The sequence below is a fragment of the Nocardia sp. XZ_19_369 genome (assembly GCF_015355715.1).
Classification (GTDB): domain Bacteria; phylum Actinomycetota; class Actinomycetes; order Mycobacteriales; family Mycobacteriaceae; genus Nocardia.
In genome coordinates this window covers 1-26,373 of sequence record NZ_JACVED010000008.1, presented here as the reverse complement: position 1 = coordinate 26,373, position 26,373 = coordinate 1, and the positions used below count along the sequence as shown (strand labels likewise).

Here is a 26,373-nt window from a genome sequence, read left to right as displayed (position 1 = left end):
ATGATCGCCTGTCCAGCTGTGCATTTCAATTGTTGCCGGCCGGAAGTACGCGGGCAGCCGGCTCAGGGCCAACGCTGCGGCGGCGGATATTCGGCGTGCTCGTAGGCGGGCCACATCCGCACGCGCCACACATCGCCGGGCCTGGTCGAGTCGGGCGGACCGACGAAACGTAGCCCGCGCCCGCTGATTTCGATGTGATAGGTACCGGGAGCGATCGCGATCGGGACGTCGGAGGTACTGGTGGCGGAGGTGATCCACAACTCTCCTCGGTCATCGATGGTGGTGGTCTCATCGATGACAACCTGCCAATCCGTCCGATCCGGATGCTGTGGCCGGTCGAACAGTTCGAGATCGACCCGCATCGCGAAGTTGTACTGATGTGGGCTCAAGACAACGATGTTGCCGCCTGCGGTAATCGCGTACAGCCCGTGGTCGCTCGCGCGATCCACTACCTCGGGCAGCTCCTCGCTGGTGTCCGCGGTGCCGGTCAGATAGAACTGGCCGTAGTCCATCATGACGGTCCTCGTCTCGGCTGACACCGGTGTGTCGGAATATGTTTCGACCATTCCTGGAGGGTACGAGTTCCGCTCGCAGGTGGACCGTCGAAGCGAACTAGCGGCAGGGCGTTCGAACAACCAATTGTCTGCGCAAACACAACCGTTGGTTGTGTCATTAGGAGGCGGCTTCGAAGTGTGGGTTGGGCCCTTGGCTGGGGTTCACGTTCGTAACTCGCAGGCTGTCAGGGAAGTTGGCAGAACGGGCGTTGGCCGATCGCTTGATAGACGGACAACGGCAACGCTACGATTCCGCAACCAACTGGCGTACAAGGAGACTTCGTGGCGGATCTCGATCTGGCGGCCGTGCGGGCATTCGTGACCGTCGTCGACGAGGGGCAATTCGGTCATGCGGCGACGATGCTCGGCATTACCCAGCAGGCGGTGTCCAAGCGAATTGCCAAGCTGGAGAGTCAGGTCGGGGTGCGGCTGTTCGATCGGGGGCGGGCGGGTAAGGCGACTGCCGCGGGGTTGACGATGCTGCCGTTCGCTCGGTCGCTGCTGGTGGCCGCGGACGAGACGGTCGCCTCGGTGCGGCAGGAGCCGCGACCGTTGCGTCTCGCGATTCTGGGGGAGCGGCAGGTGGCGTCGCGGTCGATCCAGTACTACCTGGATCGGCATCCGGAGTCGGATGTCGAGATCGTGCTGTCCAACGCGTTCGTCACCTCGCGGGACGCCTTGGTGAGTGGGCGCGCCGACGGGGCGTTCGCTCGGCCGCACGGTGGGCCGCGGCCGTTGCCGTCCGGCATCGGTGTCGTCCCGGCTTATGTGGAGCCCTTGCACATGCTGGTCGGCAGGGGCCATCCGCTGGCCGGGCGGTCGACGGTGTCACTGCCCGATATCGTGCCGCATCCGATCTGGGTGCCCGGCGCTTCGGTGCCCTCGGAGTGGGCGGACTTCTATCGGGAGTTGGCTGAGTTCAGCGGGATTGCGGTGGTTACAGATCCCGACCCCGGCAGCAAATCAGGTTCGGACGCGAAGAAACTGGCGGGCTTCGACGCGATGCTCGATCGCATCGCCGGCTCGGACACACTGGCGACGTTCAGCGGGGATGGGTTCATCGCTCCCTGGAACCCCAATATTCGACGACTCCCGATCACCGACCCGACCCCGGCGTACCCGCACGCATTACTCTGGGAAACCACCAATAACCACCCGGGTCTCCCACCCTTCATCGCGCACTTCCGCAGTAGTTACAACCGAGATATGGCCGCCGACTGCTGGATTCCCGAGGTGGACCGACCGATCTTCCTGTCGTGAACCGGCGGATCGAGCAGTGTCGCCGAAGCTACGCCGCCGACGCCGTGATATCGAACAGCGTCAACTCACGTGCCGCCGCGGCGCGCTGATCCGCCCGCTCGCGCACCGCGCACGTCGGACCGATCCCTTGCGACACCGATTCCGGCGACACCAGCCAGCCATGGCATCGGCGGCAGTGCGCAACCAGTCGTACTTCGGGCTTGTCGTCGGTCGCGGCCATATCGATCTCCTCCGGCCAGGTTGTTCCAGAAGGAAGCCTGACATAAGGGACCGACACATTTGGTGCGGGAAGCTAGGGATCGTTTGTGCGCAGTGAGTTCAGGAATGGTCAGGACGGTAGAGGTCGGGTTCGAGGTACATGACACCGGCTGCGGGGACGGCGGCGCGGACGCGGGCCTCGGCGGCATCGATGGCGGTGGCGACGTCATCGATGGTCAGACCTGGTCGGACGGCAACCTTCGCGGCGATGAGCAATTCATCAGGCGCGAGATATTCGGTGCGCAGGTGGATTACCTGGTCGAAGTGGGTGTCGTCGACGAGATTGCTGCGGATGGCACGGTCCTCCTCGGGCGTGGCACCCTCACCGATGAGCAGACTCTTCATCTCCACGATCAGGACCACCGCGATGACACCGAGCAGAATGCCGATGGCGAGGGTGCCGACGCCGTCCCAGCGTGCGTCGCCGGTGAGCACGGTCAATCCGACGCCGGTGAACGCGAAGGCGAGCCCGACCAGCGCCCCGCTGTCCTCCAGCAGCACCACCGGCAGCTCGGGATTGCGCGAGGTGCGGATGAACTGCCACCAACTGCCACGCCCTTTGAGCGGCTGGGATTCGCGCCGCGCGGTGAGCAGACTGAAGGTCTCCAACACCATCGCGATGAGCAGGATGGCGATCGCGACCACCGGCGAGCTGAGCTCCTCGGGACGGCGGATCTTGGTGATGCCCTCATCGATGGCGAACAGGGAACCCATGGTGAACAGCACCAGCGCGACCACGAACGAGTAGAAGTAGCGATTACGGCCGTAACCGAACTGGTGCACCGCATCCGGCGGATGGGCGGCCCGCCGCTTACCCAGCAGCAACAGGGCTTCGTTGGCGGTATCGGCCAGCGAATGCATCGCCTCGGCCAGCATCGACGACGAACCCGTCAGCACCGCGCCGACGAACTTCGCGAGCGTGATACCGGCGTTGGCGCCCAGCGCGGCCAGGATTGCTGTGGTACTGCTGCCACCGCTCGACATGGACGCCAACGCTACCGGCGGCACCGCGCCATCCGTGCGCGGACACGGCCTACGTGTGGCCGCCCATCGGTGCCTGGAAGCCGCCGATCTGCTGCTCGAGCAGTTCGGCCAGCCGCAGCGGCGTGCGGTCCTCGAACGTCGGGCCGATGAGCTGCACGCCCACCGGCAAGCCCTCGGGGGACCGGCCTGCGGGGATGGCGGTGGCGGGCAGGCCGGGCATGGTGGCCACCCCGGCCCACACGAGCTGGTCGAAGTACGGGTAGTCGACGCCGTCGATATCGATCTGCCGTTCCTCTATACCCGTGCCGTGGTTGTGCGGGAACGCGGGAGTGGGCGTAATCGGACACACCACCGCATCGAACTCGCCGAAGAGCTGACGCCAGCCTTGGCGGTGCAGTTCGCGACGGTTGTTCGCCTCGATCCACTCGCGGTGGCTGAACACCATGGCGCGGAATCGCGCCGCATCGAGACTCTCGTCCTGCGCGCTCAATCCGGCGGCATGGTGCACCAGCTGCTCATACGCCTCGGCGGTATGGCTCGCGGCGACGTTGGACATCAGCAACTGCATGTAGACCGTCGCGGCTTCGGTCAGATCGGGTAGCAGTGGACTGTGCCGTTCGACGCGGGCGCCCGCCTCGACCAGCGCGCCGGCGACTCTGTGCACGCCCGCTCGCACAGCGGAGCTGGTGGGAATGACCGGATGGTCGTCGAGGACCAACACCCGGAAGTCGCGGAGCCGGTCGTGGCGCGCCGGCGGCAGCGTCAATTTGTAGGCCACGCCGAGCGTCAGCGGGTCCGGTCCGGCCATCACGTCGAGCAGCAGCGTGAGGTCGGGGGCGGTGCGCGCCATCGGGCCGACAACCGCGAGGTCCAGCTCGACCGGCAATGCGGATGCGGGCGGCGCGACCATGCCGCGAGTCGCGGCCAGCCCGACGGTCGGCTTGTGCGCGTAGACGCCGCAGAAGTGCGCGGGCGTGCGCAACGAACCGCCGATATCCGAGCCGATGGACAGTGCGCCGAAGCCGGACGCCAGGGCCGCCGCGGAGCCGCCGGAGGATCCACCCGACGTGCGAGTGTGATCCCACGGGTTGTTGGTGGTGCCGTAGATCTCGTTGAAGCTCTGGATATCTCGCAACGTGTGCGGCACATTGGTTTTGCCGAGAATCACCGCGCCTGCGGTCCTGAGCCGCGACACCTGTACCGCGTCTTCGGTCGGCAGATAGTTCCGATGCTGCGGCATGCCCCAGGTGGTGGCCAGGCCGGCCATGTTGTACGACTCTTTGACCGTCACCGGGATGCCCAGCAACGGCCGATCTTCGCCGCGGGCGCGCGCCTGGTCGGCAGCGCGGGCGGCTTTTCGTGCCTGATCGAAGTCCGGCACACAGATGGCGTTGATCAGCTTGTCGTCGCGTTCGATACGAGCGATCGCCTCGTCGGTGAGTTCCACCGACGTCACCTCACCCGCGCGCAACGCCGCCAAAAGCTGTTCTGCCGCAATAAAGTTCAACTCCATGGATTCGACCATACCGGCCTTTTTCGGATGCCTGACTAGCATAAAGTCGTTGACATTTACCGGTAATTCTGGCCGCGTCGCATTGCGATTGGCAAGGTCGCGCATCTGTGACGCCACCGATATCTTGTTAGCGCAGGTCAGGGCTATCTGGCAGGAGTTGATCGCCATTGCGCAGGCCATGAAATATGGCTGCGCGCAACGGGATGCATGTCTCAATTCTCCGTATGTTCCGCTGTCGCGTTTGTTGTTTGGAGTTCACGAGGTCGAAGAGCCTTCACATCGCGTGGGCATTATTCAAGGAAATGTGCAAATCGGCGATGAGTTACTCGACACCACATCGCGCACAGCTCCGTTGCCCGCGCGCACGATGCCGTCGCCATAAGCGACTGCGGGTGCCTGCCCGGCAGTGCGACCACCCCCGTTGAGGGGTAGTCGACGAGTGACCTGCATCACTATGGTCCCACTCACCCCGCGTCCCGCGTGGACAGCGCAGGGTGCACGAGATGAGGAACGTATGAAAAGACTGTCGCCAGAACGGACCACGGTGACGACGAGCCGCACCAGTGTGCGGCGGGTGGCCATCGCCAGCTGTATCGGCACCACCATCGAGTTTTATGACTTCTTCATCTATGGGACCGCGGCAGCGCTGGTATTTCCGAAGGTGTTCTTTCCGGCGCTGGGGTCGACGGCGGGCACCGTCGCCTCGTTCGCGACTTTCGCCGTCGCCTTCGTCGCACGACCGGTCGGCGCCATGGTCTTCGGACATTTCGGCGACCGGATCGGTCGCAAGAAGACCCTCGTCTCCACGCTTTTGCTGATGGGTGTCTCCACCTTGCTGATCGGCCTGCTCCCCGGCGCGGCCACCATCGGCGTCGCGGCACCGCTGATCCTGGTGCTACTGCGCTTCGGTCAAGGCTTCGCCGTCGGCGGCGAGTGGGCCGGTGCGACTTTGCTGACCGCCGAGTACGCACCGCCCGGAAAACGCGGCCTCTATGCCATGTTCCCGCAGATCGGTCCCGCTTTCGCCTTCGCGCTTTCCAGCGCAACCTTCCTGATCACCGGCACGCTGTTCGGTGATACGAACGACGATTTCCTGAACTGGGGCTGGCGGATCCCGTTCGTATTCTCCATCGTCCTGGTCGGTATCGGGTTGTATGTGCGGCTGGCGATCGACGAGACCCCGGTGTTCCGGGCCAACGCGACCCAACGCGCACTCGACCCCGAACCCGCGCGCTTGCCGTTCCTCGAAGCGTGGCGATTCCAGACCAAGGAAATCCTGCTTTCGGCAGGTGCGCTGGCCATTCTGTTCGCCTTCTTCTATATGGGCACCGCATTCCTGACCAGTTACGGCACCAAGACCCTCGGCTTCAGTCGCCCGTTCGTGCTGACCGTCGGGATCGCGGCCGCGGTGGTATTCGGTGCGGCGATCGTCCTTTCGGCCTTGTATTCCGACCGGCTCGGTCGCCGGTTGGTCATCATGGTCTCGTCCGGGCTCGCGGTGGTCTGGTCGCTGGCGCTGTTCCCGCTGCTCGACAGCGGTTCTCGTCCCGCATTCGTGATCAGTGTGCTGGTCACCCTGGCGATCTTCGGTGTCGCGTACGGACCGTGCGGGGCGCTGTTGCCGGAGATGTTCCAGACCCGGTATCGGTACACCGGCGCTGGGCTCGGCTACAACTTGGCCGGGGTGCTCGGCGGTGCGATTCCGCCGCTGATCGCCACGCCGCTCGCGTCGGCCTACGGCAGCAATGCGATCGGTTACATGATGGCCGGTCTGGCGCTGTTGAGTTTCTTCTGCACCAAGGCGTTGGTGGAGACCAAAGACAGGGCGTTGTAGTCGGGTTTCGACGAAGCGCCGCCTAGGTCGAGGGGTGACCCGCACCTGATTCACGTCGGGTGCGGGTTTTTCCCTGTGGTTACTCCCCGGGTTGCTAGAAGATCGCTGAACTGACGACTCGACTGGCTTGTCGACCGCGTCGGTGGTGTATGTCAAGAGTTTTTATGTCAGTTCTTGGTTACGATAATCCGCGTGGGATTAGTCGTCCATATGCCGTGAACTGCGAGGATGTGAAAACTGCCTGGTTTGCTGGTTGACGCGGTTTGCTCGGCGGTCCGACGCTGGTCGCATGAACATCACCAGCAGTTGCAAGCTATTAGCTGTGGTGTGCTTGCCGACCATCGTCTGCGCCGCGTTCGTCTCGGGCATGGCCGCGGCCGACCCGCCGCCCGCCGGATGTAGCTCGGACTACGCGGTGCCGAACCAGCTCACGATCACCTGTGAACCGGGGGCAGGGGTCGGGCAGCACGCGTACATCAGGTGCCGCGATATCGGCGGCGTACTGCACACCCGAATCGGGACCACCGTGGGTGCCAACGGCGGCTGGTCCAGGGCGGCGTGCGCGACCGGCGAATACGGCCCGGTCTGACCCGCCCCCTCCTTTTCGTTCAGCGAGCTCGCTCCGAGCTCGGCATGCCCAGTCCCTCTCGGCTGGGTCCTCGCTGCATTCCTGTTCGATCGAAAGGTTCCTCATGTCGGTAACTCACGAGCGTTCCAGGACCACCAAACAAGGTGCAAAGCATCGCAAGGCAGTGAAACGGAATCGTCGCGGCCTGTATGCGGCGGCCGCGTTCGCCTCGCTGGCCACCGTGATGGTGTCGACCGGCCGGGCGTCGGCGGAAGCGCCCGCGTTTCCGCCGATTCCGACCAATCCGGGTGAGTTCGTCCCCGGCTTGAACTCCGCCGTGCCCGGCCTAGGGGACGCGATCGGCGGGGCGATCACCGAATTCGGCGACTCCGTACCGGACATCGGGGCGGCCGTACCCGAACTCGGCAACGTCGCCACCAATTTCGGTCCCGCCGGGCAGGACATGGTGGATCAGGCGCTCAACGCGCTGGACAACGTCACCGCAGGCACACCGGCCGAAAACGCGGGCAGCATGATTCGCGGATTCACTACGCCGCCGGCGCCGCCCGCTGCCCAGCCGGGACCTGCTGCCCCGATATCCGGTGCTACTCCTGCGGCTGGCCCGCTCGGCTTCGTTCCCTCGCAGGTCACCGAGATGGCCGCCGTTGCGGAACAGGTGATCAGCACTGGTGTCGATCTCCAGCAGCTGGCCGGTTGGGCCGACAAGACCTTTCCGAGCGGGCCGCTTCGCGGGCCCGTGGAAGACATGCTCGCCTTCGTCAATCAGGCGATCGAACAGGCGGGCACGCGCCGGGACCCGATCAGCTCGCCGATCGAAGACCTGATCAACCAGGCGCAGACCCTGTTCGACTTCCCGAAGGACGGGCCGAACCCGACCCAGGCGTTGCGCGATCTGCTCACGCCGATGCTCGGGCAGACCGTGGGTGGCGCGGATCCGTTGCAGGGCTTGGCCGAAGGGATCAGGCAGCTCATCGCGGATCCGGTCGGCTCGCTGAGTACCGCGCTCGCGCCGGTGCTGACCGAAATTCGCAATCTGGTGCTGGACAGCGGGCTGATCAACTCTCGGCGTGAGGCAGCCTTGCCGTTGCTGGCGCTGCCGGTGCTCGCCGCGGTAGTGATCGTCGGTGTTGTTGCCGCGCTGGCGATCGGTGCCGTCGCGCTGTTGGCCGCGCCGCTGATCATCGGCGCTCTGCTGGTCGGCGGCATCGTGCTGGCCGCGGTGGCCTTGCCTGCGCTGATCGTCCTCGGAGTTGTGCTGGCTGTTGTCGCGCTGCCGGTTCTGGTGGTGCTCGGCGGGATCGCGCTCGCGGCCGTGGCGTTGCCTGCGCTGGTCGTGCTCGGTCTGGTCGGGCTCGGCCTTGCCGGAATCGTGACGCTGGGCGCGCTGGGTCTCGCCGCCGTGGCGACGGTGGCTGTGCTCGGCTTCGCCGCGCTGGTGGTCGTGCTGACGCTGTGGTGGACCGGGCCGATCGCGTTGATCGCGCTCGCCGCGCTCGCACTCGTCGGCGTCGTGACGATCGGTGCGCTGATCCTGGCTGCGGTCGTCGCGCTGACGGTGTTCGCCGTGGTGGAGACGATCGCGTTGTCCGCGCTCGCGTTGGCCGCGTTGATCGTGATCGGTGCGGTCACCTTTACTGCGTTGGCTGTGCTCTTCGGGTTGGGCTTGCCGGCGGCGATCGCGCTCGGTGCCATCGCGCTCGGGGTCGCGGCCACGCTCGGGGTGCTGGCGCTTGCCGCGGTGATCGTCTTCGTTGTATTGGGCTGGACGGGGTTGCCCGCGCTGCTCATCATCGGTGCCATCGCTGCGGTGGCGGCGATCGTTGTCGCGGCGGGTGTGGTGGCTGCGCTGACCGTGGTGGCTGCGTTCGTTGTCGCGGCGGTAGTTGGACTCGCTGCCCTCGCTGTCGGTGGTGTGATCGCCCTTGCGGCACTGGCTTTCGCTGCACTGGTCGTGATCGCGGTCTTCGGCGGACCTGCGCTGCTCGCGTTCGGCGCAGTAGCCGCGGTAGTCACCTTGGCTGCGATCGCGGCGCTGATCGCCCTCGCTGTCGTCTCGGCTCCGTTCGTACTTGCCGCCCTCGCGATCGCTGCGGTGGTCGCGCTCGCTGTAGTGGGGCTGCCAGTGTTGGCAGTGCTTGCGGCGCTGGTTGTCGGCGCCGGAGTGCTTGCGGTGCTTGCCGCGCCGTTCGTCCTCGGTGCGCTCGCGGTTGCGGCTGTGGTCCTTGCCGTGCTCGCCGCGCCATTTGTGCTTGGTGCGCTGGCGATTGCCGCTCTAGCGCTGCCTGTGTTGATTGTGTTGGGCGCGTTGGCAATAGGTGCCGTTATCGGGACGGTGGCGTTGCTTGCCACCGGTGCCGCCCTGCTGGCCGCACCGTTTGTCCTAGGTGCGCTCGCTATTGCCGCCGTCGTCGCGCTCGCGGTATTGGCGCTGCCGGTGTTGGGAGTGATTGCGGCGCTGGTGGTCGGTGCAGTGGCACTCGCGGTGCTTGCAGCGCCATTTGTACTGGGTGCGCTCGCGATCGCCGCTCTGGCGCTGCCTGTGTTGGGCGCGTTGGCTTTAGGCGCTGTTATCGGAACGGTGGCGTTGCTCGCTACCGGTGCGGCTGTGCTTGCCGCGCTGGCTGTAGTTGCCGCGCCGGTGGTGCTCGCGGTGCTGGCGGTGGCTGCTGTTGTCGGGATCGGGGCGCTGATTGCTGCTGGCGCGGTTGCGCTGACGGCGTTGGTGCTCGGCGCGATCGCGTTGGCGCTGGTGGCGGCACCGGTGCTGCTCGGGCTCGGGGCCGTCGCGCTGGCGACGCTGGCTGTGGTCGCGGCGGTTGTACTCGGTGCGCTCGGGTTGGGTCTGGCCGGGACGGTGACTCTCGGTGCGCTGGCGCTGGCCGGGGTGGTGACGACCTTGGTGCTGGCCTTCGCCGCGGTGGCCGTGGTGCTGCTGCTCGGTTGGACGGGCGTGCCCGCACTGATCGCGCTCGCAGCCATCGGTCTGGTCGGGGCGGTTGTGCTCGGTGCGCTCGCCCTTGCCGCGGTGATCGCATTGACCGTCTTCGGTGTTGCGAACGCGATCGGTCTGGCTGCGCTGGCCTTGGCCGCCGTGGTCACGGTCGTCGCGGCGGCCGTCACCGGATTGGCCGCGCTCGGCGCGATCGCGCTCGGCACCGCCGTCACCCTCGGCGTACTGGCCCTCGGTGCGGTGGCAGTAGTGCTGCTGGCGGGCTGGACCGGAATTCCCGCGCTCGTCGCCCTCGCCGCCATCGCAGTGGTCGCGGCAATCGTGGTCGCCGCCGCGGTGACCGCTTCAGTGGTCGCCCTCGCCGGACTCGCCGTCGGCACGCTGGTCATCCTGGCCGGCTTGGCCTTCGCCGCGCTCGTCATCACCGCCGTCCTGGGCTCACCCGTTCTGGCCGCGCTCGGCGGTCTGGTCACCGCGGTCGCTCTCGCTGCGCTCGCGGTGCCGATCGTGCTCGGCGGTCTAGTCCTCGCCGCGCTGGCATTGCCGGTGCTGGTTGTGTTGGGCGCGTTGGCTATTGGCGCAGTCATCGGAACCGGCGCACTGCTTGCCACCGGTGCTGCCGTTCTGTCGGCGCTGGCTCTGATAGCGGCACCGATTGTGCTCGGTGTGCTCGCGGCGGGTGCTGTTATCGGGACGGGCGCACTGCTGGCGGTCGGCGCGGTCGCGCTGGCGGCTCTGGCGTTGCCCGTGCTGCTTGTGTTGGGCGCGTTGGCTATTGGGGCGGCTATCGGAACGGGTGCACTGTTTGCTACGGGTGCTGCCGTTCTATCGGCACTGGCTCTGGTAGCGGCGCCGGTTGTGCTCGCGGTGGGCGCTGTCATCGGGACAGGCGCACTGTTTGCCACGGCTGGGCTCGCTCTCGCCGCACTCGCTGTCGTTGCGGTGCCGGTGTTGCTCGCAGTGGGTGCGGCTATCGGGACAGGCGCGCTGCTGGCGGTCGGCGCGGTCGCGCTGGCGGCTCTGGCGTTGCCCGTGCTGGTTGTGTTGGGCGCGTTGGCTATTGGCGCAGTCATCGGAACCGGCGCACTGCTTGCCACCGGTGCTGCCGTTCTGTCGGCACTGGCTCTAGCGGCGGCACCGGTTGTGCTCGGTGCGCTCGCCGTGGGTGCCGTTCTCGCAGTGGGTGCGCTGCTGGCAGTCGGCGCGGTTGCGCTGGCGGCCCTCTCGTCGCCGGCGCTGATCGGGCTTGCTGCGCTGGCGTTGCCTGTGCTGATTGCGCTTGGCATTGGTGCGGTAATCGGAACACTCGCGTTGCTTGCCACCGCCGCGGCCGCCTCGCTGGGTATTCCAGCAGCGATTGTGTTGGGAGCCTTGGCCTTCGGTGCGGTTGCCGTGGCTGCGGCGCTGGCTCTGCCGGGCCTGGTCGCCCTCGGCGCTCTAGGTGCGGTCGCAGCCGCTGTGGCTGCTGCGCTGGCCGCACCCGGGCTGATCGCATTCGGTGCGTTTGCGCTGGCCGTCGCGGTGACGATTGCCGCGCTGGCGGTGGCGACGCCGCTGGTGTTGGGGGCGTTGGCGGTTGGTGCGGTGCTGACGACGGTCGCGCTGCTGACTGCGGGTGCGGTCGCGTTGGCCGCGCTCACTATCACGCCTCTGGTGGTCGGGGCCATTGCGCTCGGCGCGGTTGTCGCGTTGCTCGGTGCGGGTGGCTTGCTGGCACTAGCGCTGGCGGCACTGCCACTGCTGGCGATCGCCGCGGTGGCGGCTTCGGTGATCGCGGCCGGTGCGGTCGCGGTGGCGGTGATCGGGCTGCCGCTGGTCGCTTTGGGAGTGCCTGCGGCACTGGCGGTTCTGCTGACGCTGGCACTGCTGGCGACGCTGTTGACGATAGCGGTGCCGGTCGGCGCTGCTGCCGCACTCGGCGCGGCCGCGTTGGCGGCGGCGGTGGGCGGTGCGGCGCTGGTCGGCGGGGCAGCACTGCTCGGCGCTCCGCTGCTGCTGGCCGCGACGGCGACACTGCTGCTGGCCGGTGGTTTCCTGCCGCTGGTGGTCGTGCTGCCGCTGCTCCTGCTGGCGGTCATCGTGGTGGTGCCGCTGGTCGGACTGTCGATCCCGGATGTGAAGTCCTACCTCATCTCCGCGATCCGGGCCTGGCGCGACCAGAACACCGAGCGCGGGGATTCCGACAGCGGCATGACCCCGACCGGAACCCAGTTCCTCGACGACATCCAGGACACCGCGAGCCTCGAGGATCTGATCGCCTCGTTGCAGAAGGCATTGGCCCCGCAGCCCGCGGCCGCCGAGGCCGAGCTCCCGCTGGTCGGCATCGGTGCGGCGGACGGGCGCACCACCAACCAGGACGACCGTCGTCTGGTCACGGTGTCCGTATGAGCACGCGCCGAACCGAAACCCTCTCTCCTACAACGAACTCGGAGTCAAAGATGAACCCTGAGACGAACAATGCCGAAGCCGGCTTCGATACCGCCGACCCAGCCCTGCACCTGGAGTATCTCTACGGCCCACAGTGGCGTGATGTCGTGCGGATCGTCGAACGCGCCGCCCAGCTCACCCCCGACGAACTGGCGAAACTCAACGCCAACAAGGACGCCGGGTTCACGGCCGGCCCATCCGCCAACGAAAGCATCGAGCGACTGCTGGCGAGCTTCCGTACCTCGACCGCCGACACGCAGACCGCGGCGATCGCGGCCGTCACGGCAAAGGAGTTCGGCCGCACCCGCGCCGTGCAGATCGCGGGACTGATTGCCGGACAGTCGATTACCCCGGCCATCTCGGGCGGTGCCGAAGGTTTCGGCGGGTTGCTCGCCTCGCTCGGTGGGGTAGGGGCGCTCAGCACGATCAACCGAGCGGTCACCGCGGCGGTGCTCGGCGACCTGATCGGCCGCGGCGATTTCACCAAGGACGTCTACAACGCCCTGATGGATCCCTGGACCGACGCCATCAGCTGATCCCGACCAGCAAAGGAGATCGATCATGTTCGAGACGAGATCCGCACCGAGCAGCACCGCCCCCTTCGCCGGACTGCTCGACGCCGCTTCCGCACCGGTCTGCTTCGGCTACTACGAGCAGAACGCCACCGACGACGACACCATCGCCCGCTGTCACGAGCCCCGGGTCGGCCCCGTCGGCTGGTGGAACCGGCACCGGCACGCCGGACTGGGCGTCGGCCTGATGCTGGCCGGCACCCTTGGCTTCGTGCCTGCGGTGCAGAACGCAATCCTCATGGGGCTGTAAAAGTCCCATGATGGGCGCGCGAGGCACACCGTGACTGCATCCGCGGTGTGCCTCGTCGTGTCCACCGGTTCGGACCAAACCGGCTGGTACGATCTGGGTGCCGCTCGACCGGGTGCGCCCGGTGGCGCCGAAACCGTGCTCGATGGCAAGCAGCCCGAGGACACTCCACTCGGTCGGTCGCAGCACGATCCCGGCTCGGTCCCACACCCCGACACCTCGGTGGAGCACATGCGATTGTCTTGTTCGCTGATCTGCCCACAATCCACAACCCCGCCCCCGCGGCGATAGCCGACAGGTGGACGAGCGCACAACGCCCTCCCCGGTCGGTCCGACGCCGAGCGGTCCGAGCCGAGCCGAAGGCCGCCGCGTCTTCGCCGCCCGCCTCGGCCAGCTTTTCGCCGCGGCCGGCGCGCCACCGGTGAAATCGGTGGTCCGCGCGGCGAATGAACAGACGCGCGACGGCGGCCGGGTCACCGCCCAGCGGATCAGCGACTGGCGGCGCGGCAACCGCACGCCCGCCACCTTCGCCTCGATCCATCCGGTGCTCGAGGTGCTGATCGGAGAGGCGAAGCGCCGCAACAACCTACCCACCGACGCCACCTTGCTGGATCTGGCGCGTTGGCGCGCGGATTGGGAGGCGGCGAAGGTCGAGCCGCCGAGTATCGATATCGGTCGCGAGCCCTTCCGCGGGCTACTGGAGTACCGAACCGAGGACAGTGACCTGTTCTTCGGCCGCGAGCAAGCGAAACAGCGTCTGTTCCAACTGATTTCCGATGCGGAATCGAGCGGCGGCCTGGCAATGGCTGTCCTGCTGGGTCTTTCGGGTGTCGGCAAGTCCTCACTGCTCGCCGCCGGGCTACAGGCCACGCCGGGCCCGCGGATACCGATCACCATGACACCGGGCGACGACCCGATGGCCGCGCTCGCCGCCGCACTCGACGCGCGGCTACCCGGTCACTGTCTGCTGGTGGTGGACCGCGGTGAGGAGCTGTTCACCCGATGCGGCAATGAGGCTCTGCGGCAACAGTTCCTGGACGTTCTGGCGGCACTCGCCGCGCCCGGCGTCGAGCCACCGACCACCGTGGTCGTCGCGTTCGATGCCGCTCATCTCCCCGAACTGCTGCGATATCCGTTGCTGATGACGGTGTTGCGGGCGCACGCGATGGTGCTCGACCCGATGACACCGGCGGAACTGCGCGAGGCGATCGTCCGCCCCGTCGAAGTAGCCGGTTTGCGTATCGAGGACAGCCTGGTCGACACGCTGCTGCAGGACCTCGACGCCATCGAACCGCACAGTTCGGTGCGACTCGCGCTGTTGTCCTTCGCGCTGGCCGCGACATGGGCCAACCGGCGTGGCAAAACGCTGACGCTGGAGGCTTATCGCGAAGCGGGCGGGTTGGCCCGCGTGAGCGCGGTCGGCGCCGAGAAGTTCTGGTCCCGGCTGACCGATCGGCAACGCGCCGCCGCCCGGCACGCGCTGGTCGCCCTGACGATCATCGGGCCGACCGCGGCGGTGCGCGACCGGATGCCGGTCGAACTGCTCATCGCGGAATCCGCCGATCCGGAAGCGACCCGCGCGGTCATCGCGCGGCTGACTCGCGCGCGAATAATCGTGCAGCGCAACGACGAAGTCGAAGTGGTCCATGATCTGCTGCTGACCGGATGGCCGCGCATGGTCGAATGGTTGTCCGAGGAGAAGGAACTCGCACCCGTCCGCCAGCGCATCGAAGCGGACGCACGCGAGTGGGCCCGCCAGGGCCGGCCGGTGTCGCTGCTCTACTCGCGGACCAGGCTCGAGGACGCGGTCGCGTGGATGCGGCGCACGGATTCCGCGAACCGGCTCGCGAAGGAGTTCGTCGCGGCGGCCTCGGAACGGCAGCGCAACCGCGCCGTGCGACGGCGGCTGATCTTCGCCGCCGTTGCCGCGTTGTCCATTGTGGCACTGGTGCTTTCGGTGGTCGTGATCACCCAGCGCGCGTCGGTCGCGCAGGAGCACAAGGACGTCGTGCTCGGCCAGCTGATCGAGGAATCGCAACGCATCGACGGGGTGGACCCGGGGCTCTCGACCCAGCTCGCGCTGGCCGCGTATCGGCTGAGCCCCGATGACCCGGCCGCCCGAGCCCGCCTGCTTGCGATGCAGTTGTTGCCGCTGAATATCGCGTCGGCGGCGGCACACGACGGACTCGTGCGCGGGCTCGCATTGAGCCCGAACCGGAAGTTGCTGGCCAGTGCGGGCAGCGACGGTCTCATCCGGTTGTGGGATCTGTCGGATCCGCAGGCGATCACCGCGACCGGACCGGCGCTGACCGGTCATCGCGGTCATGTCGAGTCTGTGGCGTTCGGTCCGGACGGGAAGGTGCTGGCCAGCGCGGGTAGTGATGGCACAGTGCGGCTTTGGGATGTCCACAATCCGGCCGAGGCAGGCAGGCTCGGTGAGTTCGACGCCGGCACGGCCACCACCTCGGTCGCCTTCCTGCCCGACGGTCGCACCGTTGTCGCCGGCGCCGTCGACGGAACGCTGAACTTTTTGAATGTCGAGACACCGCAGGCTATTCGGCGGTTGGAAACACCGGTTGCCGCACACGCCAACGGAATACGGTCACTGATGCTCGCGCCGGACGCTCAGGTCCTCGCCACCGCAGGCGAGGACCGCACCGTCCGGCTCTGGTCGATCGATAACCCCGAACAGCCGCTCCCGCTGGGTGCACCGCTCGACAGCGAAGGCGCCGTGCAGGCCATTGCCTTCGGGCCGGGTGGTCGGCTCGCGGTAGGTACCGGCAATGGGATTGTGCAGGTGTGGAACGTGTCCGATCCGGGACTGCCACGGCTGGCCGGCCGCAAACAGACCCGTCCGGTCGCCATCGCCTCGCTGCAATTCTGGCAGGACGGGCGACTGCTCGTCACGACGGACGCCGACGGCGCCGTGCGGAACCTGGATACCAGCCGTCCCGATGGCGTGTCCCCGATCGGGCGGGAACTGAGCGGCAACAGCGGTACGAATCGGTCGTTCGTGATCGTTTCGGACACTCAGATGGTCACCGCGGGCTGGGACGGACGGATCCGAACGTGGCGCCATGCGCGGGGGAATCTCGCCCTCGCGTTCGCGGGCTCACTCAGTTCGGTCAGCTTCGATCGGGCGAACAAGGTGCTGGCCAGTGGCCTGCACGACGGTCAGATCGCCCTGTGGGATGTCAGCGCTCCGTTCGACACCCGGTTGCTGAGCGAGCTGCCTGCGGGCGCACCGCCGGATCGGCGCGGCGCCAAAGTCGCTCTGCGGCCGGATGGTTCGCTGCTGGCTACCGCGGGCAGCGGTGAGGTGCGGCTGTGGGATCTCGCCGATCCGACGCGGCCGAACCCCATCGGCTCGCTACCTGGCGGCGGTCCGATCGCTTTCAACCCGAGCGGGGACCGTCTGCTCACCGGAGTCGACCGCCGATCGCTCCAGCTGTGGGAGGTGACCGACCGGCGCCCGCTCGGGCAACTGTCGACCGGATACGACAGCGCGATCGAACTCGCGGCGTTCGCTCCCGATGGTCGACTGGTCGCGGCGGCCGACGAGGACGCACGAATTCACCTGTGGGACACGGCTGTACCGGGCAAGACGGTGGCGACACTGCCGGGCAGCCGTGCGGCGATCGTGCGAGCACTGGCCTTCGCCCCGGACGGCAAGACCCTCTTCAGTGCCGACGGCGACGGCATGATCCGGTCCTGGGACATCACCGATCCGGCCCGGGTACGCGAACTGGACGCGATCCGCGCCCACACCGACGCGGTGCGGACCCTGACCATCGATCAATCCGGCAGCCGCCTGGCCTCCGGCGGTGACGACGGCGTCGCCCGGCTGTGGAACATCGCCGACCCATCGGACATCGAGCCACTCGGTGACCCGATCGAAGCGCGAATCGGCTCGACGTGGTTCCTGCGCTTCGACCCACGCGACGAGTCCCGCCTGCTGGGCATCGGAGATCAACTGTCCGCCCTGTGGTACCTGGCGCCGGAAGCGGTCGCCGCGGAACTGTGCGACTCCTCCGCGGTGCACGTCGACGAGCGAACCTGGCATGACCTGCTCCCGTCGCTTCCCTATGTGCGCCCTTGCTGAAGTTCCGCAACTCAGTAGCCGATTTGGTTGCTGGGTGATCGCGATTCGGGGAAGATAAGCGAATCGGTGGCGCGTCGCGCGAGGGGGTAAAGAATGCTGATTGGTGCTGATCAGGATCGAGACGTAGACCCTGACGAACGGGGAGGCCAGTATCGTCGGGTGGCAGGTTCGGTGCGTGCTTTGTATGACAGAGATGTGCGCGCAACGGCGACTGTGACCGTATCCGCTGGAATCGTGTTTATCGTCCTTTCAATATTCATCGGCTGGGTCCGATTCCTTTCAGGTCCGGAATCTCCGAACGACTCGGCTACGCCGACCATCAGTGTCTCGTCAGGCGCCGGGATCCTCGGTGTTTTTGCGGCGCTCATCATTGGATTGAACGTCGCTGCCTGGTCGATCCGGGCCAGTAATCCGCCAGGAAGAGGCGATGGCTCCGAGGAGGCGGACGAGGCCGAGTTGGCAGCCCGCGCCGGCCTATATGCGCGATACCTGATGCTGTCGCAGGCGGCGCAGGTATGCAGCTACTCGGCAGTTCTGGTGGGTATTGCTTCTTTGGTTGCCGGTGTCTACAGCGGCGAGATACTCGGCGGGTTTGCTGTCTTCGGTGCCGGAAGTGTGATCGCAGTGCTGAGTATCGACACCAGCGCGGGCTTGGTCGAAGGCCCCGAAATCCGGAGTGAGGTGCGGCTACACCGAGTAGCGGAGGACTACCGTCGTGTCCATCGGCTGCTGGGCAGCCCCAGTGAGCACGGCCCAGCGAACGGTCGAGCTGCCTGGTCGGAGCACCGCGCGGCTGGCGGATGGACACGACGTGGCACAGTGGGCCGGACCGGCTGGCTGCTCTGCGATTTCGCGCTTACTGTGGTCTTGACCGCCGCTGGGCCACTTGTCGCTGCTGCCGCTGTAAGGGGCGCGGACTGGACCGACGCAGGGTCCTCCTATCTGAAGCTTATCTTGATGGCGACACTGGCCGTGGTGGTCGTCGGCGGAGGTGTCGCGCTGATAGTCGTGGACATAGTTGAGCGGCAATTTGTGCTTGCGATCCTCATAGGACTGCTTTTGCTTGTGATAGTACTGCTGTGGTGTCTGTCTCTCCTGGAAAGCATTGTCGGGTCCGATGTTTCGGGCCTCGGAAAGATAGGAATTTCGCTGGCATTCCTATCATTCTCGATCATGCCGCTCCTCCTTTCGGCAAACGGGCTGCGGACATCGAATGCTTTATGGATGCCTGGCGGTTGGGTTCGGTGGCTGGTGCGCCGCCGTCTCCACTCTTGGTCGAAGTCCATGAGGCGTCAGATGGATCCGCAGGCCGAAGGGGCCAGCGAATTGCCGGACGACGATATCCAGCCTCCGACGGGAAACCGGTTTCAACGATTCCGGCGTTATCCGCAGTACTGGATCCGCAAAAGAGTTCGGGCTGTGCCGGTTTGGTACCGGCAAGTCAGCGGCTTGCCCGGTGCGGGGTAGGAGCTGCTGCTTTTGTCTCGAATCGAGATGGGCGACAGAGGGATTCGTGGTGGGGAGTGCGGGTACTTGCTGCTGGCCTACTGCAAAACGGGCGCTCGGTCACGCAGTTTTCGGGCGGCCGCCGACAAGTAGGTGTCCGTCCGCCACACCAGGTTCAAGACGCGCTCGCAGCCGGGGTTGTCGACTTCCAGCCAGGCCACCGGGTAGCGCGGCGCCGCCTGTCTCGAACCCGCTGGGACAAGCCCGATTCCGAGTCCGGCGCTGATCAGATCGCCGGTCGCGCCGGGCTCGTCACCTTCGCAGGAGATCGACGGTTGTAGTCCGGCTTCGGTGAACAAACGGTCGAGCAGGGTCCGTGGCCAGTAGCCGGGGCGGCAGGTGACGAAGTGTTCGTCGGCCAACTCCGCGATGGTGATTCGGTCGCGTGCGGCCAGCGGATGCGCGAGCGGCACGGCCAGTAGTACCTTCTCGCGCCACAATTCGACGGATCGCAGCGCGGGACCGTCCAGCGGTTGCGAAGCAAAGCACAGGTCGACCTCGCGATCGGCGAGTTGCCGCTGCATCGTTTCGGCATTCGACTGGAACAGGCGGACATCGACGCCCGGGTGTTCGGCGCGGAATCGGGCGAGCAATCCGGTGATCGTCAGCAGGGTCTCCGCGGCGACGGTGACGCGGCCGTGGTCGAGTCCGGCGGCGTCGGCCAATTCGCTACGCGCGTCATCGAGTTCGGACAGCGCACGGTCGACTCGGCGCAGGAAGGTCACGCCGAAGGCGTTGAGTCGCACCTGCCGTCCCACGCGGTCGAACAGCGGGACGCCGAGCTCCTTCTCCAGCCGCGCGATCGTCCGGCTCACCGAGGGCTGCGCCACCATCAACTCCGCGGCGGCCTGACTGATGTGCTCGCGCCGGGCGACCGCCTGGAAGTAGCGCAGTTGCAGTAGGTCCATCCGGTTCCTCCGTGTGCCGCCCAGCTGATGCCTTCAGGAGCATGAGTTTATGGCAGAACTGGTCTTGGCAGGCATGAGGCCTCCCGGCTTAGCGTTCGAACCATGAACTCCTCGGATCCCCTCGTCATTGTCGGAGCCGGTCTGGCCGGTGCCACCGCCGCCCAGACGCTGCGCGCCGAAGGCTACGCGGGCCCGCTCGTCGTGATCGGCGACGAGCCGCGCCAACCGTATTGGCGGCCGCCGCTGTCCAAGGGACTGCTGGCCGGATATGCCGAGCCGGAGCACATCGTTTTGGCACCACCGCAGGATTGGGCGGACAACGACATCGACCTGCGCACCGGAATCTGTGTGCAGGAACTGGATCCCGCCGCACGGATGCTGACTCTCGATGTCGGTTCGTCCCTGCGCTACGACCAGCTGCTGCTGGCCACCGGTGGCCGAGCCCGGCAGCTTCCGGGAATGGACGGTGCGCGCACGCTGCGCACCCTGCCCGAGGCGCTCGCCCTGAGCGCGGAACTGACCGCGCAGCGCTCGCTGCTGGTCGTCGGAGCGGGGCTGATCGGGTTGGAGGTGGCGGCCACGGCCCGCTCGCTGGGGTGTGAGGTCACAGTCCTGGAAGTCGCCGGTGCACCACTGGGCCGGGTGGCACCGCCGTGGCTCGGTGGTCTCTTCGCCGCGCTGCATCGGCGTAACGGTGTGCGGTTCGGACTGGGTGTGCGGCTGGACCGGGTGAGCCGAACCGAGGACGGTGTCGTCGCGGTAGCCGAGGACGGGCGCACCAACTGGTCCGCCGACCTCGCGGTCGCTGCGGTCGGAATGGTGCCCGCGACCGGGCTGGCCGAACATGCCGGACTCGCCGTCAGCGATGGCATCGTCGTCGACGAGTGGTGCCGTACCTCCGCGCCGGGAGTCTTCGCGGCCGGTGACGTCACCACGATCACCCATCCGCTGCTCGGCGGGCTGTACCGGATCGAGCACTACGGCAATGCGTTGGAGCAGGCGACCGCCGCGGCGCGGAACATGCTGGGCAACAAGACTTCCTACGCGCCAGTTCCCTCCGCGACGTCCGAGCAGTTCGGCACACGACTGGAAATTTGCGGGTGGCCCGACGCCGCCGACGTCTACGGCGAGCGAGGCTGCACGGTCCGCGGTGAACCGGGGGACTTGGATTTCTCCGCGCTGTTCTGGAAGGACGATCGCCTGGTAGCGGCGACGTACGTCGGTCGGAGCAGTGAATTCGAGCAGTGGCAGCGGATCATCCGCGATCACCCCTACACCGAGGTAGACCGCCTCACCGATCCCACAGTCGATTTGGCCACGATCGTCGGCTGACCGCCGCGAGTTCAGAAAGCCTGAGCCACAATGCATTTACGCATCGTCACGATCAACGTTCAGAACAACGAGGGTGACCCTCGCCGACTGGGCCTGCTCAACCAGGAGTTGCGTCGCCTGGCCCCCGATCTCGTCGCGCTGTCGGAAGTTGTCGACACCGAGCAGCTCGACGCGCTACTGGACGGCACCGAGCTGCACGGCACCCACCAGGCCGAGGTGATGGCCTACGCCCCGCCGTTCGTCGACCGTTACGGCGGGACCGCGGTGGCCAGCCGCTGGCCCCACCGGGTCGTGGAAGTGCTCGATCTGCGCCTGGCGGGTGCCGGGGACGTCCCCTGGTGCACGGTGGCGGCCGAAGTTCCATTGCCAGGCGAAGGCGAGGTGCTGTTCGTATCGACCACGGCCGCTTGGCGTTTGGATGCCGAGGCGGTCCGCGAGCAGCAGGCCGTAGCGCTCACCGATCTCGATGCCCGGCACCGCACCGACCTACCCACGATCATCGCCGGTGATTTCAACGCCGACCCCGACGCGGCAAGCATCCGCTATCTCACCGGCCGCCAATCGATTTCCGGACGCAGCGTGCACTACCACGACGCGTGGGAGGTGGCCGGTGACGGTCCCGGCCATACCTGGAGCGTCGACAACGCTACCGCTGCAGCACTGTTCGACCAGATCGTGCGACAGCCCGGTCATCGCCGTCGGCTCGACTACGTCTTCACCGGCTCCTGGCATGCACATCCGAAGGCGCGCTGCGAGATTCGTGCCGCGCGACTCGCTTTCAATCAGCCCACCGATGGGGTCTGGCCGAGCGACCACTACGGGGTAGTGGTCGACGTCGAGATCGGCAAGGACAAGTGAGCATCGTGTCGGCGAATGCGCGATCTGCGCGCGTCAGGAGTATCGGTCAGCCGAGGAAGGTGACCAGAGCCTCGATTACGGCGTCGGGTTGTTCTTCGGGGACGTAGTGACCGCAGTTGACGATCTCTACCACGGTGACGTCGGTTCCCTTGGTGGGCATCAGGTTTCGCAGGTACTCATAGTTGCTCTCGTCGCCGCCCAGCGCAAGGATCGGGGCGTTGATCGGGCCGTAGCCGCGCTCGTCGGCGATGTCCTGGTTGAAGGTGCGGTACCAGCCGTTACCGGCGCGGATGGCATCGGCGGTGGCGTAGGCGTTGGCGTAGACCTGGCGCGAGTGCTCGTCGATGGTGGTCGGATACTTGGCCTGGCGGCCGAACAGCCAGTCGATCAGCAGCCGGACGCGGCCGTCGCCGAGCAGCAGCTCCGGCAGGCCCTGGACCTGGTTGAACGCGAACCACCATAGATACGAACGATTTCCGGCCTCGATCACCGAGTCGACGTGCTGATCCGGCTCTGGAAGAAGCCCGAACTGCGACCAGCCCGCGTCGGGGTGCGGCACGTCGAGCAGCGCGATCTTGTCGGTGGCCTCGGGATGGTTGGCCGCGTAGGCATAGGCCACCATCGCGCCGATGTCGTGGCCGGCGATACTCACCGACTCCAGTCCCAGGTGTGTGACCAGGCTGCGGAGGTCGGCGGCCATCGTCTTCTTGTCGTAGCCGTCGACCGGCTTGTCCGAACCGCCCATGCCGCGCAGGTCGACCGCGATCACCCGGTACCGGCCTGCCAACGAGGGCATCACCTTGTTCCACTGCCACCACGTCTGCGGCCAGCCGCCCAGCAACAGCAGCGGCGTGCCCGTGCCGCCCTCGACGTAGTGCAGCCGGACACCGTTGACCTCGGCGACATGGCTGGTGAACCCGCCCTCCAGCGACGCGGCCAGGGCGGCGTCGGACAACATCTCGGGCGCGGTGGTGCTGGGCATGGTGACTTCCTCACGCATCGTTCGATTGTACGAACATTTCGTACCTTTGATAGTACGAGATGTTGGTACAATCGAACCGGGAAGTCAACCCATCGTACGAAGATCACGTACAGTGGGGGTGTGGTCGACCTGTATCACCCCGAGGCAACCGCGATCCGTCTCGTCGACGTGCTCGCCGCGCTCGGTCACCCGGTGCGCATGGAAGCCGTTCACGCCCTGGCCGACGGCGAGGAACGGTTCTGCGGCGAAATCCTGCCCAGTGAACCCAAATCCAGCCTGACCCACCATTGGCGGGCGTTGCGCGAAGCCGGGATAATCCATCAGCGCCGCGTCGGCCGCAAGTTCTACCTCACCCTGCGCCGCGCCGACCTCGACGCACGCTTCCCCGGCCTGCTCGACCTGGCCCTCGCCGAACCCATCGGGTCTCGATAAACGTCGCCACGCTTACGTGGCGACCGGGCGGCTGGTACTCGCGAAGCTCGGGGGATAGGGGTTCGGCCTCAGCTCGCTGCCGCCAGCACCCGCCACCGCTTTCTGGACCGCGAGCGTACCTGCGGAGTCGCGAATTCGATGCGCCGGCGCGCTTCGTGAGCACTGATCCGCAGCAGATCGGTCAATAGCTCCACGGTGTCCCGATAGCCGGTGTCCACGGCGAGGCCGCGGCGCTCGGCTTCGGCGACGGCCGCGCGCATGGCGGCATCCAGTCGCCTCCGGCGGCGTTCGGTTTCGACGAGGGTGCGCAGCAAGTCGGCATCGGCCAGTTCCGCCCATCCCGGTGTCCGGGCATCCGGCGCCAGCGCGGTCGAATGTATGTTCACGCGAGGGAGCCTACCGCAGAATAGAACATATGTTCGACTATTCGGGCTTGCTGGTGTCGGCCGGGGTTGTGCCGTCCGCCGGATCGGCGAGCTCGACTCGGTAACGATTATCGGCGCACTGTCGTGCACCGTAATCGACTGCGGCACAGCAGGTCTTATCAGAGTGCGGTACCGCCGCTGGCGTCCAGGGTTTGGCCGGTGATCCACCTGGCGTCGTCGCTGACGAGGTAAGCGACGATGTCGGCAACGTCGGCGGGACGGCCGACGCGGCCGAGAGCGACATTGGACGAGGCTTCGCGCTGTCCGTCGGGGTTGTCGATGAGCCAGGCGTTCATATCCGTGAGGACATAGCCGGGGGCGACGGCGTTGACGGTGATGCCGCGCGGGCCGAGGGTCTGGGCGAGGACGCGGGTGAAGCTGTCGATGGCGCCTTTGGTCATGGTGTAGGCCAGGATCTCCGGGACCGCCATCCGGGTGACGGCCGAGGACAGATTCACGACGCGGCCGCCGTCCCGGAGCCGGTCGAGGACGCCCTGCATCAGGAAGAACGGGGCGCGGACATTGGTGGCGAAGAGGGTGTCGAATTCCGCCGGCGTCATGGTGTCGACGCCTTTCATGATGGTCATGCCCGCGTTGTTGACCAGGATGTCCAGGCCGGCGGGAGCGCCGAGGCCGGCAAAGCCCGCGTCCACGTCGTCCAGGAGGGTGGCGAAGTCGGTGGAGCCGAGGTCGCCACGGACCGCGAAAGCTCGGCCGCCGTCGGCCTCGATGCCGGCGACTACGTCTTTGGCTGCCGTGTCGTTGTGACCGAAATGTACTGCTACCACCGCACCGTCTCGGGCCAATCGTTCCGCGATGGCGCGGCCGATGCCCCGGCTCGCGCCGGTGACCAGGGCCGTTTTGGTTGTCGGGATGTCGGTTTCGCTCATGAAAGCTATTCAACGGACATGATCATCCGATGTCCGGCTGGATTCGGACATGGCGTTCAGGGTCCACCCGGCCCGTGTGCCAACGAGTTTCGGTTCGCTCGTGCTGGTCGATCGGGCGGTCTCGCCATCGGCTGCCGCCGGGGCCTCGTGTGCCACCGGCCGCGCTCGCGAAAGCGTTGGGCCGGTGGCGAATTCGTTTCAGGCGTGGCCCAATTCGTCGGCCATGCGGGCGGTGATGGTGGCCAGGACTCGGGCCGCGGTGGCCAGGTCTTCGGCGGGGACCGCGCCGTAGGCGGCGGCCACGATCGCGCCGGATTCGGTGCGAACCTTGCTCACCACGGCCTTGCCGGTGTCGGTGGGCTCGAGGGGTCCGCGGGGTGTGGTGGCCAGTAGGCCCTTGGCGAGTAGTGCGTCCAGTGCGGTTTCGACCTCGGCGGGGGCCCACTGGGTCATTGCGGCGATCCGGGCGATGTGGGCGCCCTGCTCGACCGGCTCGCCGGCGGCAACGGCTTGATTCAGCACGATCCACTGCTTCTCGTCCAGGGTGGTGCCGGACAGCGCGCGGGTCAGGACCGCGGTGTGGTGCTTCTCGGCCTGGCCGATGATCGAGGGGTTCAGGGTGGTCGGGGCGGTTGCGGTGCTCATTGCGATCTCCTTGTGCGGGTGTGCTCGGTGACGTGATTAATTCTGACACTAAGTATCAGAAGTGCGCAAGTACCAATTTAGACTGAGTATCTTTCGGGCCTGAGGTTCTTTAAGCGCTAGGATCTCGGTATGTCTGCAGACGACCGCGCCCTGCCGCTCCGGGAACGCAAGCGGATCCGCACCCGCCGCGCGCTGGCCGACGCCGCCCTGGCGCTGTTCACCGAGAAGGGTTTCGCCGCCACCACCGTGGAGGAACTCGTCGAGGCGGCAGAGGTCTCCCGCAGCACGTTCTTCCGGGCCTTCCCCACCAAGGAAGCCGTGGCCGTCGAGGCCGAAACCGAGCTCTGGACCGGCTATCTCCAAGCCCTCGCAGCGAGTGAACTCACCGGGCCGATCCTCACCGCGTTACGCGACGTCCTCACCGACGCGGCAACCGCGCTGCCCGCCGACTGGGATCAGCGCTACATCGCCACACGCAACCTGATCCTGACCGCCCCCAGCCTGCTCGGACACATCGAGTACGCCCGCTCCGGTGTGGAAACCGAAGTGGCAGCACACCTTTCGTCCAAACTCGCCCTTCCCCCCGCCGATCTGCGCCCCCGCATCCTCGCCGAACTGACCACTACGGCCTGGAGCATCGCCGGGCGTGGTTGGGTCGCCGCCGACGGCGCCGGCGGCCGATCCGCGCTTATCACCCGCCTGCACGAGGCCTTCGCCGCGATTCCCGACGCCCTGCAAGCAGAGGCGCCAACGCTCACGTAGACAGCGGCGGTATCGAGAGCTGTCCAGCCGCGGATCGACTTGCCCAACAGCATTGCAATCACCGTGTAATCGGCAGATCAGTGCGATCGGCCGGCCGAGGCTTCGCCGCTTCGCTCAGCGGCATGAGCACGCACTGCCAGAGGCCGGAAGTCGCCCGGCCCGTTGGTCTTCTGTGCGCTCCCGCGAACCGAAGGACGAGCTCCATCGGATGCGCGATATTCGGCATTTGCGTGCGTTGGGAAGCCTTGTCGTCCAACTAATCTGGACGTTCAACCAACACGCGCTCCGCGGCACATGCGTGCGTTCGGCGAGGTCAGCTACTCGAGACCGCCTGGACGTCCTC

At 66.7% G+C, this 26,373-nt stretch carries 22 protein-coding genes; 13 read left to right on the top strand and 9 right to left on the bottom strand.

Going from position 1 to position 26,373, the window contains the following annotated elements:
- Positions 1 to 62: 62 nt before the first annotated feature.
- A complete protein-coding gene (locus IBX18_RS28265) occupies positions 63 to 566 on the bottom strand; it encodes a hypothetical protein (RefSeq protein WP_194836551.1) in 504 nt (167 codons plus the stop codon).
- Between the two features lie 270 nt (positions 567 to 836).
- Here IBX18_RS28265 and IBX18_RS28260 point away from each other — a divergent pair, with 270 nt between their 5' ends.
- The gene (locus IBX18_RS28260; RefSeq protein WP_194836550.1) at positions 837 to 1,814 is read left to right on the top strand and encodes a LysR family transcriptional regulator; all 978 of its coding nucleotides are present in this window, start codon (positions 837 to 839) and stop codon (positions 1,812 to 1,814) included.
- A 28-nt stretch (positions 1,815 to 1,842) separates the two neighbouring features.
- Here the strand turns inward: IBX18_RS28260 and IBX18_RS28255 are convergent, their stop codons facing one another.
- The 3 genes from IBX18_RS28255 to IBX18_RS28245 all read right to left on the bottom strand — a co-directional run bounded on the left by IBX18_RS28255 (position 1,843) and on the right by IBX18_RS28245 (position 4,569).
- Entirely contained in the window at positions 1,843 to 2,034 is a 192-nt protein-coding gene (locus tag IBX18_RS28255; protein ID WP_107655802.1) for a DUF6011 domain-containing protein, read from the bottom strand.
- Between the two features lie 98 nt (positions 2,035 to 2,132).
- Positions 2,133 to 3,056, bottom strand: coding sequence for a cation diffusion facilitator family transporter (locus IBX18_RS28250; RefSeq protein ID WP_194836549.1), 924 nt, complete (start codon positions 3,054 to 3,056; stop codon positions 2,133 to 2,135).
- A 49-nt stretch (positions 3,057 to 3,105) separates the two neighbouring features.
- A complete protein-coding gene (locus IBX18_RS28245) occupies positions 3,106 to 4,569 on the bottom strand; it encodes an amidase (RefSeq protein ID WP_194836548.1) in 1,464 nt (487 codons plus the stop codon).
- Here IBX18_RS28245 and IBX18_RS28240 point away from each other — a divergent pair.
- The 8 genes from IBX18_RS28240 to IBX18_RS28205 all read left to right on the top strand — a co-directional run bounded on the left by IBX18_RS28240 (position 4,568) and on the right by IBX18_RS28205 (position 18,757).
- Entirely contained in the window at positions 4,568 to 4,951 is a 384-nt protein-coding gene (locus IBX18_RS28240) for a hypothetical protein (protein ID WP_194836547.1), read from the top strand. The two genes, IBX18_RS28245 and IBX18_RS28240, sit on opposite strands and share 2 nt — an antisense overlap.
- A 132-nt stretch (positions 4,952 to 5,083) precedes the next feature.
- Positions 5,084 to 6,403 carry an MFS transporter gene (locus tag IBX18_RS28235; protein ID WP_194836546.1) on the top strand — a complete coding sequence of 440 codons (1,320 nt, stop codon included), beginning with the start codon at positions 5,084 to 5,086 and terminating at the stop codon, positions 6,401 to 6,403.
- 289 nt (positions 6,404 to 6,692) lie between these two features.
- Positions 6,693 to 6,992, top strand: coding sequence for a hypothetical protein (locus IBX18_RS28230; RefSeq protein WP_194836545.1), 300 nt, complete (start codon positions 6,693 to 6,695; stop codon positions 6,990 to 6,992).
- 163 nt (positions 6,993 to 7,155) lie between these two features.
- Positions 7,156 to 12,330, top strand: a complete 5,175-nt coding sequence (locus IBX18_RS28225; protein WP_194836544.1) for a hypothetical protein — start codon at positions 7,156 to 7,158, stop codon at positions 12,328 to 12,330.
- 50 nt (positions 12,331 to 12,380) lie between these two features.
- Positions 12,381 to 12,905: a hypothetical protein gene (locus tag IBX18_RS28220; RefSeq protein ID WP_194836543.1), complete on the top strand. Its 525-nt coding sequence runs from the start codon at positions 12,381 to 12,383 to the stop codon at positions 12,903 to 12,905.
- A 25-nt stretch (positions 12,906 to 12,930) separates the two neighbouring features.
- Positions 12,931 to 13,191, top strand: a complete 261-nt coding sequence (locus IBX18_RS28215; protein ID WP_194836542.1) for a hypothetical protein — start codon at positions 12,931 to 12,933, stop codon at positions 13,189 to 13,191.
- A 295-nt stretch (positions 13,192 to 13,486) separates the two neighbouring features.
- The gene (locus tag IBX18_RS43195) at positions 13,487 to 17,290 is read left to right on the top strand and encodes a WD40 repeat domain-containing protein (RefSeq protein ID WP_194836541.1); all 3,804 of its coding nucleotides are present in this window, start codon (positions 13,487 to 13,489) and stop codon (positions 17,288 to 17,290) included.
- Positions 17,291 to 17,383: 93 nt separating this feature from the next.
- The gene (locus IBX18_RS28205) at positions 17,384 to 18,757 is read left to right on the top strand and encodes a hypothetical protein (RefSeq protein ID WP_194836540.1); all 1,374 of its coding nucleotides are present in this window, start codon (positions 17,384 to 17,386) and stop codon (positions 18,755 to 18,757) included.
- A 77-nt stretch (positions 18,758 to 18,834) separates the two neighbouring features.
- On the opposite strand, the gene IBX18_RS28200 is transcribed toward IBX18_RS28205, so the two are convergent.
- Positions 18,835 to 19,704 (bottom strand): LysR family transcriptional regulator, encoded by an 870-nt coding sequence (locus IBX18_RS28200; protein ID WP_194836539.1) that lies wholly within the window; start codon positions 19,702 to 19,704, stop codon positions 18,835 to 18,837.
- Between the two features lie 102 nt (positions 19,705 to 19,806).
- Here IBX18_RS28200 and IBX18_RS28195 point away from each other — a divergent pair, with 102 nt between their 5' ends.
- Together IBX18_RS28195 and IBX18_RS28190 are read left to right on the top strand one after the other, a co-directional pair.
- A complete protein-coding gene (locus IBX18_RS28195) occupies positions 19,807 to 21,036 on the top strand; it encodes an NAD(P)/FAD-dependent oxidoreductase (protein WP_194836538.1) in 1,230 nt (409 codons plus the stop codon).
- Positions 21,037 to 21,066: 30 nt separating this feature from the next.
- Positions 21,067 to 21,894 carry an endonuclease/exonuclease/phosphatase family protein gene (locus IBX18_RS28190; RefSeq protein WP_194836537.1) on the top strand — a complete coding sequence of 276 codons (828 nt, stop codon included), beginning with the start codon at positions 21,067 to 21,069 and terminating at the stop codon, positions 21,892 to 21,894.
- Between the two features lie 46 nt (positions 21,895 to 21,940).
- Here the strand turns inward: IBX18_RS28190 and IBX18_RS28185 are convergent, their stop codons facing one another.
- The gene (locus IBX18_RS28185; RefSeq protein WP_194836536.1) at positions 21,941 to 22,894 is read right to left on the bottom strand and encodes an alpha/beta fold hydrolase; all 954 of its coding nucleotides are present in this window, start codon (positions 22,892 to 22,894) and stop codon (positions 21,941 to 21,943) included.
- A gap of 102 nt (positions 22,895 to 22,996) precedes the next feature.
- Here IBX18_RS28185 and IBX18_RS42325 point away from each other — a divergent pair, with 102 nt between their 5' ends.
- Positions 22,997 to 23,308 carry a helix-turn-helix transcriptional regulator gene (locus tag IBX18_RS42325; RefSeq protein WP_234390876.1) on the top strand — a complete coding sequence of 104 codons (312 nt, stop codon included), beginning with the start codon at positions 22,997 to 22,999 and terminating at the stop codon, positions 23,306 to 23,308.
- Between the two features lie 68 nt (positions 23,309 to 23,376).
- Here IBX18_RS42325 and IBX18_RS28175 read toward each other — a convergent pair whose 3' ends face one another.
- The 3 genes from IBX18_RS28175 to IBX18_RS28165 form a co-directional block, all read right to left on the bottom strand.
- Positions 23,377 to 23,694 carry a DUF222 domain-containing protein gene (locus IBX18_RS28175; protein WP_194836534.1) on the bottom strand — a complete coding sequence of 106 codons (318 nt, stop codon included), beginning with the start codon at positions 23,692 to 23,694 and terminating at the stop codon, positions 23,377 to 23,379.
- 158 nt (positions 23,695 to 23,852) lie between these two features.
- Complete coding sequence (locus IBX18_RS28170; protein WP_194836533.1) at positions 23,853 to 24,623, bottom strand: SDR family oxidoreductase; 771 nt, start codon at positions 24,621 to 24,623, stop codon at positions 23,853 to 23,855.
- Positions 24,624 to 24,821: 198 nt separating this feature from the next.
- A complete protein-coding gene (locus tag IBX18_RS28165; protein WP_194836532.1) occupies positions 24,822 to 25,268 on the bottom strand; it encodes a hypothetical protein in 447 nt (148 codons plus the stop codon).
- A gap of 129 nt (positions 25,269 to 25,397) precedes the next feature.
- Between IBX18_RS28165 and IBX18_RS28160 the strand changes: the two genes are divergently transcribed.
- Positions 25,398 to 26,030, top strand: a complete 633-nt coding sequence (locus IBX18_RS28160; protein WP_194836531.1) for a TetR/AcrR family transcriptional regulator — start codon at positions 25,398 to 25,400, stop codon at positions 26,028 to 26,030.
- Positions 26,031 to 26,373 lie beyond the last annotated feature (343 nt).

What these genes read in the sequence shown, in the direction of transcription:
- IBX18_RS28250 (WP_194836549.1), bottom strand. Translation starts at nt 3,056, where the DNA reads ATGTCGAGCGGTGGCAGCAGTACCACAGCAATCCTGGCCGCGCTGGGC.
- IBX18_RS28190 (WP_194836537.1), top strand. Translation starts at nt 21,067, where the DNA reads ATGCATTTACGCATCGTCACGATCAACGTTCAGAACAACGAGGGTGAC.
- IBX18_RS28195 (WP_194836538.1), top strand. Translation starts at nt 19,807, where the DNA reads ATGAACTCCTCGGATCCCCTCGTCATTGTCGGAGCCGGTCTGGCCGGT.
- IBX18_RS28205 (WP_194836540.1), top strand. Translation starts at nt 17,384, where the DNA reads ATGCTGATTGGTGCTGATCAGGATCGAGACGTAGACCCTGACGAACGG.
- IBX18_RS28165 (WP_194836532.1), bottom strand. Translation starts at nt 25,268, where the DNA reads ATGAGCACCGCAACCGCCCCGACCACCCTGAACCCCTCGATCATCGGC.
- IBX18_RS28230 (WP_194836545.1), top strand. Translation starts at nt 6,693, where the DNA reads ATGAACATCACCAGCAGTTGCAAGCTATTAGCTGTGGTGTGCTTGCCG.
- IBX18_RS28220 (WP_194836543.1), top strand. Translation starts at nt 12,381, where the DNA reads ATGAACCCTGAGACGAACAATGCCGAAGCCGGCTTCGATACCGCCGAC.
- IBX18_RS28240 (WP_194836547.1), top strand. Translation starts at nt 4,568, where the DNA reads ATGGATTCGACCATACCGGCCTTTTTCGGATGCCTGACTAGCATAAAG.
- IBX18_RS28255 (WP_107655802.1), bottom strand. Translation starts at nt 2,034, where the DNA reads ATGGCCGCGACCGACGACAAGCCCGAAGTACGACTGGTTGCGCACTGC.
- IBX18_RS28245 (WP_194836548.1), bottom strand. Translation starts at nt 4,569, where the DNA reads ATGGAGTTGAACTTTATTGCGGCAGAACAGCTTTTGGCGGCGTTGCGC.
- IBX18_RS28160 (WP_194836531.1), top strand. Translation starts at nt 25,398, where the DNA reads ATGTCTGCAGACGACCGCGCCCTGCCGCTCCGGGAACGCAAGCGGATC.
- IBX18_RS28185 (WP_194836536.1), bottom strand. Translation starts at nt 22,894, where the DNA reads ATGCGTGAGGAAGTCACCATGCCCAGCACCACCGCGCCCGAGATGTTG.
- IBX18_RS28170 (WP_194836533.1), bottom strand. Translation starts at nt 24,623, where the DNA reads ATGAGCGAAACCGACATCCCGACAACCAAAACGGCCCTGGTCACCGGC.
- IBX18_RS28235 (WP_194836546.1), top strand. Translation starts at nt 5,084, where the DNA reads ATGAAAAGACTGTCGCCAGAACGGACCACGGTGACGACGAGCCGCACC.
- IBX18_RS28265 (WP_194836551.1), bottom strand. Translation starts at nt 566, where the DNA reads ATGGTCGAAACATATTCCGACACACCGGTGTCAGCCGAGACGAGGACC.
- IBX18_RS28200 (WP_194836539.1), bottom strand. Translation starts at nt 19,704, where the DNA reads ATGGACCTACTGCAACTGCGCTACTTCCAGGCGGTCGCCCGGCGCGAG.
- IBX18_RS28215 (WP_194836542.1), top strand. Translation starts at nt 12,931, where the DNA reads ATGTTCGAGACGAGATCCGCACCGAGCAGCACCGCCCCCTTCGCCGGA.